The 16,132-nt window shown below is 71.3% G+C and carries 15 protein-coding genes; 8 read left to right on the plus strand and 7 right to left on the minus strand.

The window, feature by feature from the left end; translation table 11 throughout:
* The first annotated feature begins 119 nt into the window (after positions 1 to 119).
* The 3 genes from AAHF99_RS21580 to AAHF99_RS21590 all read left to right on the plus strand — a co-directional run bounded on the left by AAHF99_RS21580 (position 120) and on the right by AAHF99_RS21590 (position 3,668).
* Positions 120 to 1,619, plus strand: a complete 1,500-nt coding sequence (locus AAHF99_RS21580) for an NCS1 family nucleobase:cation symporter-1 (RefSeq protein ID WP_342166518.1) — start codon at positions 120 to 122, stop codon at positions 1,617 to 1,619.
* A 14-nt stretch (positions 1,620 to 1,633) separates the two neighbouring features.
* A complete protein-coding gene (locus AAHF99_RS21585; protein WP_342166519.1) occupies positions 1,634 to 2,353 on the plus strand; it encodes an aspartate/glutamate racemase family protein in 720 nt (239 codons plus the stop codon).
* Positions 2,354 to 2,477: 124 nt separating this feature from the next.
* Positions 2,478 to 3,668, plus strand: coding sequence for a GNAT family N-acetyltransferase (locus AAHF99_RS21590; RefSeq protein WP_342166520.1), 1,191 nt, complete (start codon positions 2,478 to 2,480; stop codon positions 3,666 to 3,668).
* On the opposite strand, the gene AAHF99_RS21595 is transcribed toward AAHF99_RS21590, so the two are convergent.
* Genes AAHF99_RS21595 through AAHF99_RS21620 form a run of 6 tightly spaced genes read right to left on the minus strand, consistent with a single transcriptional unit; the run spans position 3,655 to position 10,386 of the window.
* On the minus strand, positions 3,655 to 4,323 hold the full coding sequence (locus AAHF99_RS21595; RefSeq protein ID WP_342166521.1) for a class I SAM-dependent methyltransferase: 669 nt from the start codon (positions 4,321 to 4,323) through the stop codon (positions 3,655 to 3,657). The two genes, AAHF99_RS21590 and AAHF99_RS21595, sit on opposite strands and share 14 nt — an antisense overlap.
* Complete coding sequence (locus AAHF99_RS21600) at positions 4,320 to 5,384, minus strand: glycosyltransferase (protein ID WP_342166522.1); 1,065 nt, start codon at positions 5,382 to 5,384, stop codon at positions 4,320 to 4,322. Before AAHF99_RS21600 ends, AAHF99_RS21595 begins: the two co-directional genes overlap by 4 nt.
* Positions 5,381 to 6,295, minus strand: a complete 915-nt coding sequence (locus AAHF99_RS21605; RefSeq protein WP_342166523.1) for a glycosyltransferase family 2 protein — start codon at positions 6,293 to 6,295, stop codon at positions 5,381 to 5,383. Before AAHF99_RS21605 ends, AAHF99_RS21600 begins: the two co-directional genes overlap by 4 nt.
* 38 nt (positions 6,296 to 6,333) lie before the next feature.
* Positions 6,334 to 7,467: a glycosyltransferase gene (locus tag AAHF99_RS21610; protein WP_342166524.1), complete on the minus strand. Its 1,134-nt coding sequence runs from the start codon at positions 7,465 to 7,467 to the stop codon at positions 6,334 to 6,336.
* A gap of 11 nt (positions 7,468 to 7,478) precedes the next feature.
* Entirely contained in the window at positions 7,479 to 8,345 is an 867-nt protein-coding gene (locus AAHF99_RS21615) for a glycosyltransferase family 2 protein (protein WP_342166525.1), read from the minus strand.
* Complete coding sequence (locus AAHF99_RS21620; protein WP_342166526.1) at positions 8,335 to 10,386, minus strand: HAD-IIB family hydrolase; 2,052 nt, start codon at positions 10,384 to 10,386, stop codon at positions 8,335 to 8,337. The genes AAHF99_RS21615 and AAHF99_RS21620 overlap by 11 nt, the downstream gene beginning before the upstream one ends.
* 54 nt (positions 10,387 to 10,440) lie before the next feature.
* On the opposite strand from AAHF99_RS21620, the gene AAHF99_RS21625 reads away from it, so the two are divergent.
* Both AAHF99_RS21625 and AAHF99_RS21630 read left to right on the plus strand, forming a co-directional pair.
* Positions 10,441 to 11,481 carry a glycosyltransferase family 4 protein gene (locus tag AAHF99_RS21625; RefSeq protein ID WP_342166527.1) on the plus strand — a complete coding sequence of 347 codons (1,041 nt, stop codon included), beginning with the start codon at positions 10,441 to 10,443 and terminating at the stop codon, positions 11,479 to 11,481.
* Positions 11,481 to 12,668 (plus strand): glycosyltransferase family 4 protein, encoded by a 1,188-nt coding sequence (locus tag AAHF99_RS21630; protein ID WP_342166528.1) that lies wholly within the window; start codon positions 11,481 to 11,483, stop codon positions 12,666 to 12,668. The genes AAHF99_RS21625 and AAHF99_RS21630 overlap by 1 nt, the downstream gene beginning before the upstream one ends.
* On the opposite strand, the gene AAHF99_RS21635 is transcribed toward AAHF99_RS21630, so the two are convergent.
* Positions 12,656 to 13,639 (minus strand): glycosyltransferase family protein, encoded by a 984-nt coding sequence (locus AAHF99_RS21635; protein ID WP_342166529.1) that lies wholly within the window; start codon positions 13,637 to 13,639, stop codon positions 12,656 to 12,658. The two genes, AAHF99_RS21630 and AAHF99_RS21635, sit on opposite strands and share 13 nt — an antisense overlap.
* Positions 13,640 to 13,730: 91 nt before the next feature.
* On the opposite strand from AAHF99_RS21635, the gene AAHF99_RS21640 reads away from it, so the two are divergent.
* From AAHF99_RS21640 to AAHF99_RS21650, 3 genes are read left to right on the plus strand one after another with little or no spacing between them, the layout of a single operon-like run.
* A complete protein-coding gene (locus AAHF99_RS21640; RefSeq protein WP_342166530.1) occupies positions 13,731 to 14,366 on the plus strand; it encodes a hypothetical protein in 636 nt (211 codons plus the stop codon).
* 5 nt (positions 14,367 to 14,371) lie between these two features.
* A complete protein-coding gene (locus AAHF99_RS21645) occupies positions 14,372 to 15,013 on the plus strand; it encodes a hypothetical protein (RefSeq protein WP_342166531.1) in 642 nt (213 codons plus the stop codon).
* 31 nt (positions 15,014 to 15,044) lie between these two features.
* Positions 15,045 to 16,112, plus strand: a complete 1,068-nt coding sequence (locus AAHF99_RS21650) for a spore photoproduct lyase family protein (RefSeq protein WP_342166532.1) — start codon at positions 15,045 to 15,047, stop codon at positions 16,110 to 16,112.
* The last annotated feature ends 20 nt before the right edge of the window (positions 16,113 to 16,132 follow it).

The following is a 16,132-nucleotide window of genomic DNA, read 5'->3' on the forward strand; positions in this document are numbered from 1 at the left end:
CGTCCGGGATCGCCGACGCTTCTTCCAAGGCTCGACACGGGGCCGGTGAGGCGTCACGCGGCACGGCGCACACGAGAAGGCCCGGCAACAGGGCCGCCCCACCACTAGGGAGACACGCGATGTACGCACACGTGGAAGCGGCCGGGATCAGCGCCGCCGTGTCGGACGGGCCGGAAACCGTCGTCATCAAGCCGGGCTACGATCCCGACCTCGTCAACGAGGACCTTGCCCCGCTGCGCAAGCAGACCTGGGGCACCTACAACATCTTCGCCTTCTGGATGTCCGACGTGCACAGCGTCGGCGGCTACGTCACCGCCGGGAGCCTGTTCTCCCTTGGCCTCGTGAGTTGGCAGGTGCTGATCGCCCTCCTCGTCGGCATCGTGATCGTGCAGGTCTTCTGCAACCTCGTCGCCAAGCCGAGCCAAGTCACCGGCACCCCCTACCCCGTGATCTGCCGCGCCTCCTTCGGCGTGAAGGGCGCCAACATCCCGGCGATCATCCGGGGGCTGATCGCGGTGGCGTGGTACGGCATCCAGACCTACCTCGCCTCGGCGGCGCTCACGGTGGTCGCCCTGCGCTTCTACCCCGAGCTGATGCCCTACGCGGACGTGACGCGATACGGCTTCGCGGGCCTCTCGGCTTTGGGCTGGTCCGCCTTCATGACCCTCTGGGTGCTGCAGGCTCTGGTGTTCTGGCGCGGCATGGAGGCGATCCGCGTCTTCATCGATTGGGCGGGGCCGGCGGTCTACGTCGTCATGATCGCGCTCGCCGCCTACCTCGTCGCCAAGGCCGGCTTCGACCAGATCGGGCTGAACCTCGGGGCCGTGAAGTACACCGGCTGGGACGCGCTGCCGGTGATGATCAACGCCGTCGCGCTGGTCGTATCCTACTTCTCCGGCCCGATGCTGAACTTCGGTGACTTCTCCCGCTACGGGTCGAGCTTCGCGGCGGTGAAGAAGGGCAATTTCTGGGGCCTGCCGGTGAACTTCCTCGGCTTCTCGCTCCTCACCGTCATCACGGCCTCGGCCACCGTCCCGGTCTTCGGCCATCTCATCACCGATCCGGTGGAGACGGTGAGCCGCATCGACAGCACCTTCGCCGTGGTGCTGGGCGCCCTCACCTTCATGACGGCGACGATCGGCATCAACATCGTCGCGAACTTCGTCTCGCCGGCCTTCGACTTCTCGAACGTCTCGCCGCGCCGCATCTCCTGGCGGATGGGCGGGATGATCGCGGCCGTGGCCTCGATCTTCATCACGCCGTGGAACCTCTACAACAATCCGGCGGTGATCCATTACACGCTGGACGTGCTCGGCGCCTTCATCGGCCCGCTGTTCGGCATCTTGATCGCCGACTTCTACCTCGTGAAGAAGGAACAGGTCGTCGTCGACGATCTCTACACGATGAACCCCGCCGGCACGTACTGGTACCAAAACGGCTACAACCGCGCGGCGATCACGGCGATCGTGCCCTCGGCCCTGATCCCGGTGCTCTGCGTGATCCTGCCCGGCCTGGAGAGCGTCGCGAACTTCACGTGGTTCATCGGCTGCGGCCTGGGCTTCGTGCTCTACGCCCTCATCATGCGACGTCGCCCGGCGTCGGTTGCGCGCCCCGCCTGAGAGACGAGACCCCGATGCGGATCCTTCTGCTCAATCCGAACACCAGCGTCTCGGTCACCACCCTGGTGGCCGACCGGGTCGCGGCGGTGGCGGGCGATGCGGCGACCTTCGTGCCGGTGACGGCCCGCTTCGGCGCCGCCTACATCGCGAGCCGCACGGCCCTGGCCATCGCCGGACATGCGGCCCTCGACGCCTTCGCGGAGCATGCGGCGGGGTGCGATGCGGTCTTCATCGCCTGCTTCGGCGATCCCGGTCTCCTCGCCCTGCGCGAGATCTCCCCGGTCCCGGTGGTAGGGATGCTCGAAGCCTCCTGCCTCGAAGCGCGGCACGGCGCGGGCCGCTACGGCATCGTCACGGGGGGCGCCCTGTGGAAGCCGATGCTGGAGGAGATCGTCGCCGGGTTCGGGCTCGGCGACGGCCTCGCCGGCATCCGCACGGTGGAGCGCACCGGCGGGGAGATCGCCAGGGACCCGGACGCGGCCCTGGCGGCCCTCGCGGCGGCTTGCCGCGACTGCGTGGAGAAGGATGGCGCCGAGGCGGTCATCCTCGGCGGCGCGGCCCTGGCCGGCTTGGCGTCCCGGCTGCAACCGCAGGTGCCGGTGCCGGTCCTGTGCTCGGTGGAGGCGGGCGTGCGGGCCTGCCTCGCGGCGGCGCGCGCGCCCTACGCCCGCCCGGCCCCCGTCACCATGGAGACCGTCCATCTCGCTCCGGCCCTCAGTACGCTGCTCGGCTAGGCCGTCATCCCATGCTATTTGATGTCCCGATCATTTCCGTGGCGCGAAGGCAACAACTTGTAAACGCCTGCTGGCCGTAATGTAGACAGTATTGTACTCGTCTTGCACTTGCGGAAACTTAACCATGATGGGGCCGAAGGTCGGAGGGGCATCTCTCGTCTGGCGGGCCGTCACGGACCCGGCCGAGCTCTGGCGCCTCAAGCCGGACTGGGATGCCCTGTGGCGCGCGGCGGACGGCGCCCATGTGCAGACGGAGCGGGCCTGCTTCCACGCGTGGCACAACGACAAGGACCCGTCTCCCCGCCGGCTCTGCGCCCTCACCGGCTGGCAGGACGGCCGGCTCGTCTTCCTCTGGCCGCTGGTGATCCGGCGGCGGCACGGGCTGTGGAACCTCGCCTCCCAATTGGGCCCGCAGGCCGCCGAACTCACCGCCGTGCTGACGGAGCCGGGGCCGGAGCGGGAGGCGCGCACGCAAGGCGCCTGGGACTTTCTGCGGCGGACCGGGCAGGCCGACATCGTCTGGCTCGACTACATTACCCTCGGCTCGCCCCTCCACCACGTGATGACCGAAACCGCCGACAGGCGCGGGCAGGCCGGGACGAACCCGGATGTCGCCCCCTACCTGCGATGGGACGAGGGCACCGGCTGGGCTGAATACTATGCGTCCCTGAGCGCCTACACGCGCAAGATGCAGAACAAGAAGCATAGGGGCCTCGCCAAGACCGGCGAGGTGACGTTCGAGGCGGCATCCGAACCACAGCGGCGCTCCGCCCTCGCGGGATGGCTCCTCGAACAGAAGCGCCATTGGGCCCGCAAGACCGGCAAGGACGGCCCCTGGCTGACGGCGCCGGAATACGACCGCTTCCTGCGTGAGCTGGCCGGCGATCCCGGCGCGACGGATTGCGTCGTCTACACCCTGTCGGTGAACGGCGCGGTGATCGCCGCGCTCCTCGCCAGCGTCGGCACCCGCCACGTCGACTGGATCATCGCGGCGTTCGATCCCGCCTGGGGGCAATACTCGCCCGGCCTGCTGCTCAACGAGTATTGCCTGCGCTGGGCGATGAAGCGCGGTCTGGCGGTCGAATTCGGGCGCGGCCTGGAGAACAACAAGAAGTTCTGGAGCCGGGGCGTCTGCCACGACGTCCTCTGCTACCGCGTCCCGGTCTCGCGCCGCGGCGCCCTGGTCGAGGCGGCGCGGCACCGGTGGGCTCAGGCGCGGGCCCTCGGCGGCCTCGTCTTCGGGGATGTCCCCGTCGAAGCCGGCGAGGTCCCCGCTTCCGAGGCGCCGGTCGGCTCCGAGCCTAAGCCGGCTTGACGAACTTGCACTTGCCCCGCTGCGACCACGGCCCCTCGACGCCCTGCTCGGCGCAGAAGGCATCGACGGCCCGGGTCACGCCGGGGAAGCGGCCGCCCAAGCGGTCGTAATCGTCGGCGATGAGCAGGCCGCCCGGCCGCAGGATTGGCCACCACGCGCGCAGATCCGCCGCGACGGACGCCTCCTCGTGGCCGGCATCGAGGTGGATCACGTCGGCGGCGACGCCGCGCAGCCGCAGGAGTTCGGCGGCGTTCACGGAATCGAGCGGCAGCGGCAGCACGCGCCCGGTCATGCCCTCGCGCACCACGTTGGCGAGGAAGGTGCGGTAGAGGCTGGGGAAGCCGTGCTCGGTGGCGAGTTCCGCGAAGAGGGATTCGTCGGCCCAGTGATCGACGGCGCCGAGCCACGTATCGACGGCGATGACCGTCCCCTCGACGCCCTGCTCGGCCATGGTGCGGGCAAGGTAAAGGGCGCTCGCCCCCTTCCAGGTGCCGATCTCGACGACGACCCGGGGGCGGAACTCGCTCACGGCTTCCGCGAGATAGGGGTGCACGCTGCGCCAGCCCTGCAGGTCGAGGGGGCGGAGATCCGCCGGGGGATCGGCGAACGGGTCGCGTCCGTGCCAGAGGGCGGCGATGAGGTCCTGTCGGGTCATGTCTCGCTGGGGATCAGGTGTTGGGCATAGAGCGCCTCGCAGCGGTCGAGCCACAGGTCGCGGGTGAAGAGGCGCAGGACCCGCGCGCGCGGGACCGTCCGGGGGATCGCCAGGGCCTCGCCGAGGGACGCGGCCAGCGCGTCCGCGTCGCCGCAGCGCACGAGGCGGCCCGCCTCGCCGATGACCTCGGCGGCGGCGCCCCTGGCGAAACCCGCGACCGGCAGGCCGCAGGCCATCGCCTCGACGGCGGCGAGGCCGAACGGCTCATCCCAGCAGGGGGTGAACAGGAACACCGACGCGCGGCCGATCTCCGCCGCAAGCTCCGCTCCGGCGAGATGGCCGCCGTAGCGGATCGGCCCGCCGAGTAACGGCGCGATCCGCTCCGCCCAGTAATCGGGCTCCTCGATGGGGCCGAACAGGGTGAGGGCGAGGCCCGCGCACCGCGCCGCCGCGATGGCGTGATGCGCCCCCTTTACCGCCGCGAGGCGCGCGCACCAGACGGCGCTGCCGTCGCCTTGCGCGACGAAGGGCCAGGCGGCCGGATCGATGCCGTTGTGGAGCACCGAGGCCCCCGGCGGCGGGCCTTCCGGCCACCAATCCCGCAGCAGCGCCGCAGAAGTGGCTGTGAGGTGGTGCCCCGGCACGGCGCTCGCGTGAACGAACCAGCGCAGGGCGTCGTAGGGCGGCACGTGCAGCGAGGTGACGGTCGGCGTCGCCGCGAGACGCTGCGGCTCCAGCGGCAGGCGACTCAGGCTGTTGTTGTGCAGCACGTTGAACCCGCCCGCCGCGATCCGGTCGCAGGCGGCGGCGTATCCCCCGTCGAGATGCGCCCTGAGGCCCGCATCGCCCCGGTGTTCGAGGCCGGGAAAGCGGGCCTCCTGATGGACCGGGATCACCGGATCGCGGGCGAAGCGCGGGTCGCTGTCGCCGGAGGCGAACAGCACCACGTCGTGGCCGCGGGCGCTCAGGCCCTCGGCGAGGTGCCAGGTGTAGGATTCGAGCCCCCCCGCGAAAGGCGGGGCGATCGGGTGGCGGAGATGGGCGAGGAGCGCGATCCTCATGCCGACAGGGCAGCCTCCCGCGCCTCGATGGCCCGGATGACCGAGGCGGAGTTCGTATAGGGCTGGTCGCTCTGCTGGCCGGTGAGGGCGAGGTCGGCGGCGTCGGGGCGACGCAGGATCGTGATCGGCCGGTCGGGCGTGTCGTCGATCAGGCCCATCACGCGGAACGCGTAGAGCCAATGCCCCATGGTGCGGTAGCCCCACTTGGCTTCGAAGAGTTCCGCGTTGCGCACCACGCTGTCGAGATGGTGGACCGGCGGCATGTGGTGGGGGTGGTACTGGTGATAGGCCCGCGCCCCCTTCGTCCAGGCGATGGGGATACCTTGCGTGTCGAGGATCTTGCCGAAATCGGTATCTTCGCCGCCATAGCCGACATAGCGCTCGTCGAAGCCGCCGGTGGCCGCGAAGGTGGCACGGCGGATCGCGAAATTCAGCGACCAGAAGCAGCGGTAATCCCGGCAGATCTCGATGCCGGAGGCCGGGGGGCCGCGCCGGTCGGAATGCCGTTCGGCGACCGCGTCGAGATCGGGGTAATCCCAGGCGCCGGCCGTCGCGCGCTCGGGCAGATGCAGCACCTCGCCCATCATGAGACCGTCGAGCTCATCGAGGGCCCGCGCGTAATCGGCCACGAAGTCCGGCGCGGGAATGCAATCGACGTCGAGGAAGGCCACGATATCCCCGCTCGCCGCCGCCACGCCCTGGTTGCGCGCCGCCGCCAGGGGGAGTTCGCGCCCCGGCACGAGGATCTGGCGCACGGGGAAGCGCGTCTCCGGCAGGTCGTAGGGCGCGTCCTGCATCACCGCGACGATGAACTCGACGGGGAGCTGGCTCTGGCGTTCGAGGCCGAGGAGCACGTTGCGCAGGTGCGCCGGCCGGCCCTTGGCGAGGGTCACGACGGAAACGGTGGACATGCGGGCCTCGGGCTCCGATGGGGGCGGACAGGGGGCGGTCATTCGGCCGCGACGGAGTGGAGCGAGGCCGCCTCGGCCCCGTCCCAGAGGGCGTCGGTAAGGCCTTCGAGCCAGGAGGCGGCGCGCGCCGCCGCATCCGGCGCGTAGAGGCTGCGCAGGGCCGTGCCGTCGAGGCCGCGGGCGCGGTCGAGGAGGTCGCGCCAGCCCTGGAGGTCGCCCGGCCAGACGGGGGCCTGCACGGCGGCGCCGAGACGGACCAGCGCCTCGGCCTTGCGGGTCTGCTCGGCGAAGTAGCGCCATTCGGGCATGACGACGAGGCGCCCGCCGACGCGGGCGACCTCGTGCACCGTGTTGTCGCCGGCCGAGGCGATCACGATGTCGGCCGCCGCGAGGTAATCGGTGACGGAAGGCACCCAGCCGAGTTCGCGCAGGTTGGCGAAGTCGGTCTCGTGGCCCTCGCGATGGGTCGGGCCGAGAGTGAGCCAGAGCGCGTCCGGCGCGGCGCGGGCGGCCACCGTCAGCGGCGCGTAGGGCGTCCCGCTGCCCCCGCCGCCGGTCACGGCCACGACGATCTCGCGCGTGGGATCGAGGCCGAGCCGCGCCCGCGCCTCGGCGCGCTCGGGCACGCGATCGACGCTCGTGCACAGGCCGCCGCTGTAGAAGGTCTTGGCGCGCAGGCCCGCCGGGTAATCGTCCTGCTCCAAGCGCTCGTCGAAGGGGGCGAGCATCCCGACGCAGGCCTCGTAGGCGCCGACATGCCCGATATCGGAGCGGTCGCCATGCATGCGGATCTGCACGGCGGGCACGCTGGCGATGCGCGACAGGAGCGCGATCTCTGCCGAGACATCGACCACGAACAGCCCGACGCCCCGGTCGTCGAGATGGTCGAGGATGGTCCGCATGGTCCGGCGCATGGGGGTGAGGCCCAGCGGCACGCAATGCATCACCTGCGGCGTCGGCTCAGCGTAGAGCCGGGGGGTGGGCACGGCGGCGCCGATCATGTTCGGCAGGGGCACGATCTCGATGTCGCGGGAGAAGCCATCGAACAGGCTCGGATCCGCCGTCAGCACCGAGACCGGGCGCTCGCGGGCGAACTCGCTCACCACCGCCATGGTGCGGTTGGCGTGGCCCCGTCCTTGGTGGTGGACGAAGAAGGCGATGGGCTTGGTCATGGGGCTCGCGGTCAGGAGAACAGGGCGTCGGGCCGCAGGGCGGCGGCGATCTCGGCCTCGGTCGGGGGGCGGATCGGGCGGATCGCGGGGGCGTCCTCGTCCCAGGCGATGAGGCCGGCGTCGCGGAACTGGCCGAGCCAGTAGGTCATGCACCAGCGCCCGTGCCGGGCATGGAAGCGCGCCGCGTTCGCCAGGATCGGCGCGAAATGCTGCAATGGCGGCACGTGCACCGGGTGATGCTGATGGTAGGCGCGGGCCCCCCCGACCCAGTAGGTCGGCAGCCCGGTTGCGGCGAGCCGCGCCGCGAAATCGGTCTCCTCGCCGCCATAGCCGTCATAGGCCTCGTCCATGCCGCCGATTGCGCGCCAGTCGGCCGCCGCCACCGCAAAGGACAGCCCCCAGAGCTGGCCGGCATCGGGCTCCGGCCGGAGGCCCGAGGCGGGCGGCGCCGGCCGGGCAGGATGGGCCTGCGCGAGCCGGTCCAGGGTAGCCGGATTGTGGGCCGACGCGCCGGGCGGCAGGTAGAGGACTTCGCCGAGCAACAGGCCCCGCGCGGTGGCGGCGGCCCCGGCATAGGCCGCGACCAGCGTCGGCGAGGGGATGCAATCGACGTCGAGGAAGACGAGCAGGTCGGCGGACGCGGCGTCGGCGGCGCGGTTGCGGGCCGCCGCGAGGGGCATCCGCTCGCCGGGGACGATCACATGGCGGATGGGGCAGCCGGGATCGGGCAGGTCCGGCGCCGGTTCTGGCTGCATCCAGGCGATGATGAGTTCGCGCGGGCGCAAGGTCTGGCCCGCGAGGCCGCGCATGAGGTTGCGCAGGCACTCCGCCCGGCCCCGCACCAGGGTCAAGACGCTCGGCGCGGCGTCAGCCGACATGCGCCAGCATCCGCCGGAAATGCGAGACGCCCTCGATGATGCCGCGCGCATGGGTCCGGCGGGCGACGTAGGAATGCTGGAGGGCCGCGTTGCTGGCGAGGTCGTCGGAATAGTTCGCGACGATGATCGCCTGGGTGCGGACCCGCAGCATCTCGATGTCGTTGCCGGAATCACCGGCCACGAACACCGCGTGCTCCGGCAGGGCGTAGAGCGCGCGGACGTGATCGACGGCGGTGCCCTTCGAGGCGGCGGTCGGCAGCACGTCGAGATAGCGGCCGTGGCTGTGGATGACGCGGGCGGGAAGCCCCGCCTCGTCCAGCAAGTCCCGTACCCGCCGGGCCACCGCCGCGTCACCGAAATAGCTGAGTTTCAGCGCCCGCTGTTCCAACGGCCCCTGGGGGACGAGCCCGTCGAGGCCGCACAGGGCGTCGTGGACCCCCGCCCGGTTCCATCCGGCGGCGATGGTCTGCCGCCACGCGAGGTCCACCGTGTAGGTCACGCCGTTTCCGTCGAGATGGTAGATCTCGGAGCCGACCGAGGTGATCATCACCTGCGGCCGGGGGCTCTCCTGCTGCTCCAGCACCGCCATGGCGCTGTGGAAGGAGCGGCCGGTGGCGACCCCGAAGGCGAGCCCGGCCTGCCGGCTGCGCCAGCGGCGGAAGATGCCGAGGGCCGCCTCGCAGCCGATCAGCGTGTTGTCGATATCGCAGACGAGGAGCTGCCGCGTCGGCGGCGCGACCGGTTGCGGGGCCAGGAGGTCGCGCAGCAGTCCGTGGTAGCGCGCCGCGTGCCGGTCCCAATCGTAGGTCGCCGCAGCCCGCGCGCCGCCGGCCACGCAGCGCGCGTAGAGGGCGGGGTCGCCAAGGATCCGCAGGCAGGCGGCGGCGATGGCGCCGGGGGCGCGGGGATCCACCAAGAGCCCGTTGCCGCAGGTCTCGACGATGTCGTTCGGCCCGCCGCTGTCGGTGGCGACCAGCGGCAGGCCGGCGGCCGAGGCTTCGAGCAGGGTCAGGCCGAAGGGCTCGTTGAGGGCCGGGTTGACGAACACGCCGCCCCGGTCGCGGGCATAGGCGTAGATCGCCGGCACGTCCTCCGGCCTATGGGTCTTGGGGTAGGCAATGCGGCCGTACAGGTCGTAGCGATCGATGAGCACCAGCAGGTCGCGCATCGTCTCGGCCATGTCGCCGTCGAGGGTGTCGATGTCCTCGCGGGTGCCGGCGACGATCACGAGGTTGGCCCGCGCCCGGAGCGCGGCGCTCTCGCCATAGGCCCGCACCAGCGCCGCGAGGTTCTTGCGGGCGACGGGCCGCGCGAGGGCGAGGATCGTGGGTTTGGCCGGGTCGTGCAGAAAGCGGTCGATGGCCGCATCGACGCGGGGATGCGGACGGGCCGCCGCGAAGCGGGCGAGGTCGCTGCCGGGGGGTAGGACGCGGACCCGGCCGGGATCGTAGGCGTCATAGCCGGCGTATTGCACCTCCGCCTCGTCACGGGATGAGGCGATGACGAGGTGGGCCCGCGCCAGGGCGTCCTCCTCGGTGGCGATGCGGCGGGCGAGATCGGGGCGCACGGGGGACGCGCCCAGCATCATCGCTTTGACCTGCCCGAGGGAATGGGCGGTGAAGACGAAGGGGATGCCGAGGCGATCCTCCACCAGGGCCGCCACCGTGGCCGCGTCCGCGTAATGGGCGTGGATGAGATCGGGGGCGCGGTCCTGCGCGGCGATCCAGGCGACGAGGTTGTCCGCGAAGCACGCGACCTCGGCGTGCATCTCTTCCTTCACCCGGTAGTCGGGGGACGCGCTCACGAGCCGCACGAGCGTGGCCTTGTCGGAGAGCCGCTCTTCGGGCACGGCGTAGGCGGCGCCGAGCGGGCCGGTGAACCGGCGGGTCGCCACCACGATCCGCGTCACATCGCGATCCTGCGCCGAGGCCGCGACGAGATCGAGCAAGTACCGGATATGGCCTCCGGTATCGGCGGTGAGGCCGTAGACGACATCGTCGCCGCGCAGGCAGCCCTGCAAGGCGATATGCAGGACGAACATCAAACGTACGCTTTCGCACGTCTCCGACGACTTAACCTATGCAAAGAGCGCCCTGTGATTCGCGTTGCCCAAGTTGCGCCTAACATTTTTCCTGTTCCCCCAAATCATCACGGCGGCACAGAACGAGTTGTGCACGATCTATGTGTGGCATTGCGAAGCTTGGGCATTGAAATAACACTTTTTGCGCCATCGGACAGTGCGACAGACTTACCTCGCATCGGCGATTATCCGAGCTTGTCGGCCCTCGAACGGGCGCACGGCCGCGTCGCGCCGGGTGTCCCGGCCGCCCTGGATGCCCTGCAATTGGAGGCACTTCGCCTCCGTCTTGGGTCGTTCGACATCGTGCATTGCCATGGTGAGTTCGCCCATGCGGCGCTGCTCGGGACGCATCGTCGCCGCAGCCTGACCACGGTGCATTGGCGGGTGGACGAGCTCGACCGGGCGCTGTTCTTCGCGGGGTTTCCCGATTTGCCGGTGGCCGCCATCTCCGCCGCGCAGGAGGCCGGCATCCCGGCGGCGAACCGAGCGGGCGTCGTGCATCACGGCATCGACCGGGACCGCTACGCGTTCTCGTCCCGGCCGGGCGACCACGTCGCCTTCGTCGGCCGGATGACCGACCAGAAGCGGCCCGATGTCGCGATCCGCGTCGCCCGGGCGGCGGGGGTGCCGATCCGCCTCGGCGGCACGATCGACGTCGGCAACCCTGAGTATTTCGACCGGCAGGTGCGCCCGCTGCTCGGACCTGACGCGACCTATCTCGGGCCCGTGGACGACCCCGCCAAGGGCGCCCTTCTCGGCGCCGCCCGCGCCCTCCTGTTCCCCATCGACTGGCCCGAGCCGTTCGGCCTCGTGATGATCGAGGCGATGGCCTGCGGGACGCCGGTCATCGCCTGGAACCGGGGCTCGGTGCCGGAGATCGTCGAGGACGGGGTGACGGGCTTCATCGTGTCGAGCGAGGAGGAGGCGGTCGCCGCCCTCGCTCGCGTCGCGGGGCTCGACCGCGCCCTCGTCCGCCGCCGGTTCGAGGCGCGCTTCACCGCCGAGCGCATGGCGCGCGACTACCTCGCCGTCTACCGGCGCCTCCTCGCCGCCTGATGCGTACCGCCCTCCTGGCCTGGGATTATCCGCCGGCCCCGAGCGGTCTTTCGACCGCCGCCCGCGAGATCGCCGAAAGCCTCGCCCAGGCCGGCGCCGAGGTTACGGTCTTCACCCTGGACAGGGTGAGAGAGGTCAGGACCGGCGGCGTCACCGTCGTCGGGCTAGCCCTGCCGCCCGGCGGGGCGCTGGCGCGGCTGCGCCTGTGGGGATCGGCCGGGCATCTCGCGGCGCCCCTCGCCTTCCGTCGCGCGGTGCTGGACGCCCACGCCCGTGCGCCCTTCGCCGTCATCGAGGCAACGAACTGGTACGCGCCGGCCGCGCTGCTCACATCCCGTCCCGGCCTGCCGCTGGTGACGCGCAGTTCGACCCCCGCCGCCCTTACTCGCGAGGGCGCCACCACGCTGCGGAACCGCCTCGACGGGTGGACGGCCGAGGCCCTCGAACGGCGGCAGGTGCGGGGCAGCGCCGGGCTCATCGCCAACACCGCGGCGCATGGGGCGGTGATCGCCCGCGCTTACGGCCTCGACGGCCGGCAGCCCGAGGCGGTGATCGGCCTCAGCCTCCCGCCGGAGATCGCGGCGGGCGCGAGCGGCGCGACCTACCCCGAGGCGGCGGAGCCGGTGCGCCTGCTCTTCGTCGGGCGGGCAGAGGCGCGAAAAGGGTTCGACGTTCTGATGGCCGCATTGGCCCTCCTGGCCGAGGACCATGCGCGGGGGGCCGTGCCGGCCTTCCGGCTCGACTGCGTCGGCGTGGCGCCGGGCGATCTCCCGGCGAGTATCCCCGATGCGGCGCGACGGCATCTCCGGGCCTGCGGCCGCATCGACGGGCCGGCGCTGGCGCAGGCCTACGCGGAGGCCCATGCGGTGGTCGCTCCCTCCCGCTACGAGAGCTTCGGCCTCGTCTATCAGGAGGCGCTGACCTATGGCCGTCCGGTCGTCGCCTGCGCGGAGGATGCGAGCGCCCGCGCCTTCGTCGGCGAGCCGGGCGCCGGCCCCCTCGCCGAGGCCGCGACCGGCGCCGCGCTCGCGGACGCCCTGCGCCCGCTCCTGCGCGATCCCGCCCTGCGCCGCGCCTATCAAGACAAGGCCCTCGCCGCGGCCGGTCGCTTCAGCCGGGACAGCCTTGGCCGCGAGACGTTGGCGCTCTACCGCCGCGCCATCGCGGCCTCCCGTCACTCGGCGTAGGGGCGCAGCAGAGCCTCTTCCTCCTCCGGCCTACCGCGACCGGGGTCGAGGGCTTCGTAGCGTCGGGACCGCGCCCGCACATGCGCGCCGTTCAGGTGATGCACGATGGGACCGTGCAGGCTGATGAAGCCGCGCGGCCAGCCGCCGTCCAGGACGGGCCGCTCGTGCACCCGCCCGGCGAAGCGCACGCCCCTCCGGTTGAGCCGGTACTGCACGTCGGGGAAGACGTCGGACAGCACGCCATCGACGTGGTTTGCACGTGCGAACCCGACCGAGACCCCCTCCCCCGCCTCGGCCAGGGCGGCGAGGGCCGGCATGAGAAGGCCGGCCTCGGGGCTCAGCGATTCGTCGGCGTCGAGCTGCAGCATCCAGCCATGGCGCGCGAGGTCCTGAAGGGCGTTCCGCTGCGCGGCGAAATCACCGTCGAGGGGGCGGGCGGCCACGCGCACCGCCCCATCCGGGAAGCCCGCGACCGGCACCGTGCGGAGGGCGCTCGCCGGCCCGTCGAGGAGGATCACGACGTCGTCCGTCCAGCCCCCCTGCCCCGGCAGGGCGGCCAGGACTGCGTCGCATTCGGCAGGGCGGCAGAGGAGCCCGAGGGAGACCGGGCGCCTCCCCTCCCCCGCGAGGGCGGCGAGCCCGGCCCGCGCCGCATGGGCGTCGTGGGGATGGCGCAGGGCCACGTGGCCCGCTGCGTCGAGGGGCCGGACGCCGAGCCCGAGGCGGGTCGCGGCGGTGCGCAGCGTGTAGAGGTCGAGGCCGTAGGGCGCCTCAGCGTCCGACTCGAAGACCGGCGCGGCGAGGCGATGCGTCAGGTGCTCCCGGCACGCGGAGCGGTCGGCAGCGTCCGCCAGCAGGACGCCGCACGATTGGCAGGCGAACGGGAAGGCGCGCGCACGGCCGTTCGCGACGATCAGCCGGCGGGTGGTCGGCCCGATCATGGCGGCATCGCAGACGAAGCAGCGGCGCATGATCGTCAGGCCGCGTGGGGCGATTTCGCGCCGTTCGGGTTGTCGGAGGCCCGCGCCCTCCCCCGGCCGCACCCCTCGCGCCTTGTCCCTGATGCCATTGACCGCCGCCCTCCCCTTCCCCGACGCCCTGGGCCTGCCCACCGGCCCGACCCTCGCCATCGTCGGCAATGCGCCCGGGATCGGAGATGTAGGGCAAGCCGTCGATGCGGCGTCCAGCGTGATCCGCTTCAACAACGCCGCCGGGTTCGGCGGGAGGACGGGCCGGCGCGTCACGCATCTCGCCCTCGTCAATCGCGGCGGCCAGACGCGGGAATGGCTGGAGGATCCCGGCTTCCTCGACCGCCCGGTGATCCGCGCGGCGGAGAGTTTCATCCTCCCCTTCCCGATGCTCCCGCCGGAGCAGAACGTCCCCGAACCGATCTGCTGGACCCGCGAGATGCTGGCCCTGCTGCAACCCTTGAGACGGCCGATCCACATCCTGCCGGATGCCCTGCACGGGTATGCGCACGCTCTCCTCGCCGCCGGGACGGAGGGCGAACCGAACCCAAGCACCGGCTTCCTCGTCACCCTCGCGCTGATTCTCGGCCGCCCGGCGCAGGCGTCGGCAGCGGAGGCCCACGGCTTCGGCTTCGATGGCTGGCCGGGCCATCCCTGGGCGGCCGAGCGGGCGTGGTTCGCCGCCGCCGAGGCCGCTGGGCAGATCCGCCTTCACCCCCTGAAGGACTGAACCCGATGGCCACGCTGATCACCGTCCTGAAGGGCGGCGGACGCTACGACGCGACCTGGGTCGAACGCCTCGCCAGAGGCATCCGCCGCCATGCGCCGACCTTCGAACGGATCCTCTGCCTCACCGACCTCCCTCTGGCGGTCGAGGGCGTTGAGCGGGTGCCCCTGCTGCACGACTGGCCGGTCTGGTGGGCCAAGATGGAGGCGTTCCGGCCTGGCCTGAGCGAGGGCCCGACGCTGCTCTGCGACCTCGACACGGTGCTGACCGGCCCGGCCGACGCCCTGGCCACGCCGGGCCTCGCGGCGATGGAGGATTATCTTCATAAAGGCAGGCTCTCCAGCGCTTTGCTGCGCTGGTCCGGCGACGACCTCGCTTCGCTCTACGACACCTTCGCGGCCGAGCCGGAGCGGTGGATGGCGCCGGGCTCCTGCGGCCCCGTGCCGAACGCAGTCCACGGCGATCAGGTCGTCATCGACCATCTGCTCCGCCGCAGCGGCCGCCGGCCGGAATTCATCCAGCGCCTCCACCCGGACCTACTCGACTTCTACGATCCACGGCGCGACGCCCACGGCCCGATCGTAATCTTCATCGGCGACTCGAAGCCGGATACGGCCACGGGTTCCGTTCACGCGGCATGGACAGGCTGACGCGCGGCCTCCTCCTCCCCATATGCAGGGGATGGCCCTGCCGCGCACGCTCCTCGACCCGAGGCGGATCTACCTCGAGCCCGCCGTCCGGTCGTATGAACGGGGCCGCGCTGTGCTCGCGCGCTTCCCCGACGCCGAACTCGTCGAGGTGGCGAGCCACTGGAAGATCCCCGAACTGACGGACGATCCGGAACTGGCCGGCGATTGGCTTCGCATGAAGCGGGACGTCCTCGTGCTGGGCGTCAAGAAGGGGCTCACCATGCGGCCGAACGGGCGCTCGGCCGATTTCATCGCGCCCTCGTCCTCGAACGGCTGCGCGATGGCCTGCTCCTATTGCTACGTGCCGCGCCGGAAGGGCTACGCGAACCCGGTCAGCGTCTTCGTCAACGTGGACGAGATCGCCGCCGCCATCGCCCGCCACGCCAAGCGCCTGGGCGCGAAGCCGGAGCCGAACACCATCGATCCCGTCGACTGGGTCTACGACCTCGGGGAGAACGGCGACCTCTCCCTCGACGCCACCGTCTCGGACAACGTCCGCGATCTCGTCGCGGCCTTCCGGGGCATCCCGAACGGCAAGGGTTCCTTCGCGACGAAGCTCGTCAACCGGGACCTCCTCGACTACGACCCGCAGGGGCGCACCCGCATCCGGTTCTCGCTCATGCCGGAGGCCGTCTCGAAGGTGGTGGATGTCCGCACCTCGCCCATCGGCGAGCGCATCGCGGCCATCAACGACTTCGTCGAGGCCGGCTACGAGGTGCATGTCAACTTCAGCCCGGTCATCGTGCACGAGGGCTGGGAGCCCGAATGGCGGGCGCTGTTCGCCGAGATCGACGGCACCCTCACCGACCGGGCGAAGGCGCAACTCAAGTGCGAGATCATCATGCTCACGCACAATGAGACGCTGCACGACACGAATCTCGCCTGGCATCCGAAGGGCGAAGACTTGCTGTGGCGCCCGGACCTTCAGGAGACGAAGTGGAGCCAGAGCGGCATGCGCAACCTGCGCTACCGGTCGGGCTGGAAGCGCAAATGGCTCGACCAATTGCTCGCCTGGCACGGGGCCGCCCTCCCCTATTGTGAGGTGCGGTACGCGTTCTAGGGCGCGGCACACGCCGATTC

Source organism: Methylobacterium litchii, assembly GCF_038442315.1.
In the GTDB taxonomy this organism is placed as follows: domain Bacteria; phylum Pseudomonadota; class Alphaproteobacteria; order Rhizobiales; family Beijerinckiaceae; genus Methylobacterium; species Methylobacterium litchii.

Excerpts from the sequence above, each read along its gene's own strand:
- AAHF99_RS21640 (WP_342166530.1), top strand. The coding sequence starts at position 13,731 with ATGCCATTGACCGCCGCCCTCCCCTTCCCCGACGCCCTGGGCCTGCCC.
- AAHF99_RS21580 (WP_342166518.1), top strand. The coding sequence starts at position 120 with ATGTACGCACACGTGGAAGCGGCCGGGATCAGCGCCGCCGTGTCGGAC.
- AAHF99_RS21590 (WP_342166520.1), top strand. The coding sequence starts at position 2,478 with ATGATGGGGCCGAAGGTCGGAGGGGCATCTCTCGTCTGGCGGGCCGTC.
- AAHF99_RS21635 (WP_342166529.1), bottom strand. The coding sequence starts at position 13,639 with ATGCGCCGCTGCTTCGTCTGCGATGCCGCCATGATCGGGCCGACCACC.
- AAHF99_RS21645 (WP_342166531.1), top strand. The coding sequence starts at position 14,372 with ATGGCCACGCTGATCACCGTCCTGAAGGGCGGCGGACGCTACGACGCG.
- AAHF99_RS21620 (WP_342166526.1), bottom strand. The coding sequence starts at position 10,386 with ATGTTCGTCCTGCATATCGCCTTGCAGGGCTGCCTGCGCGGCGACGAT.
- AAHF99_RS21600 (WP_342166522.1), bottom strand. The coding sequence starts at position 5,384 with ATGAGGATCGCGCTCCTCGCCCATCTCCGCCACCCGATCGCCCCGCCT.
- AAHF99_RS21595 (WP_342166521.1), bottom strand. The coding sequence starts at position 4,323 with ATGACCCGACAGGACCTCATCGCCGCCCTCTGGCACGGACGCGACCCG.
- AAHF99_RS21650 (WP_342166532.1), top strand. The coding sequence starts at position 15,045 with ATGGCCCTGCCGCGCACGCTCCTCGACCCGAGGCGGATCTACCTCGAG.
- AAHF99_RS21615 (WP_342166525.1), bottom strand. The coding sequence starts at position 8,345 with ATGTCGGCTGACGCCGCGCCGAGCGTCTTGACCCTGGTGCGGGGCCGG.
- AAHF99_RS21605 (WP_342166523.1), bottom strand. The coding sequence starts at position 6,295 with ATGTCCACCGTTTCCGTCGTGACCCTCGCCAAGGGCCGGCCGGCGCAC.
- AAHF99_RS21610 (WP_342166524.1), bottom strand. The coding sequence starts at position 7,467 with ATGACCAAGCCCATCGCCTTCTTCGTCCACCACCAAGGACGGGGCCAC.
- AAHF99_RS21630 (WP_342166528.1), top strand. The coding sequence starts at position 11,481 with ATGCGTACCGCCCTCCTGGCCTGGGATTATCCGCCGGCCCCGAGCGGT.
- AAHF99_RS21585 (WP_342166519.1), top strand. The coding sequence starts at position 1,634 with ATGCGGATCCTTCTGCTCAATCCGAACACCAGCGTCTCGGTCACCACC.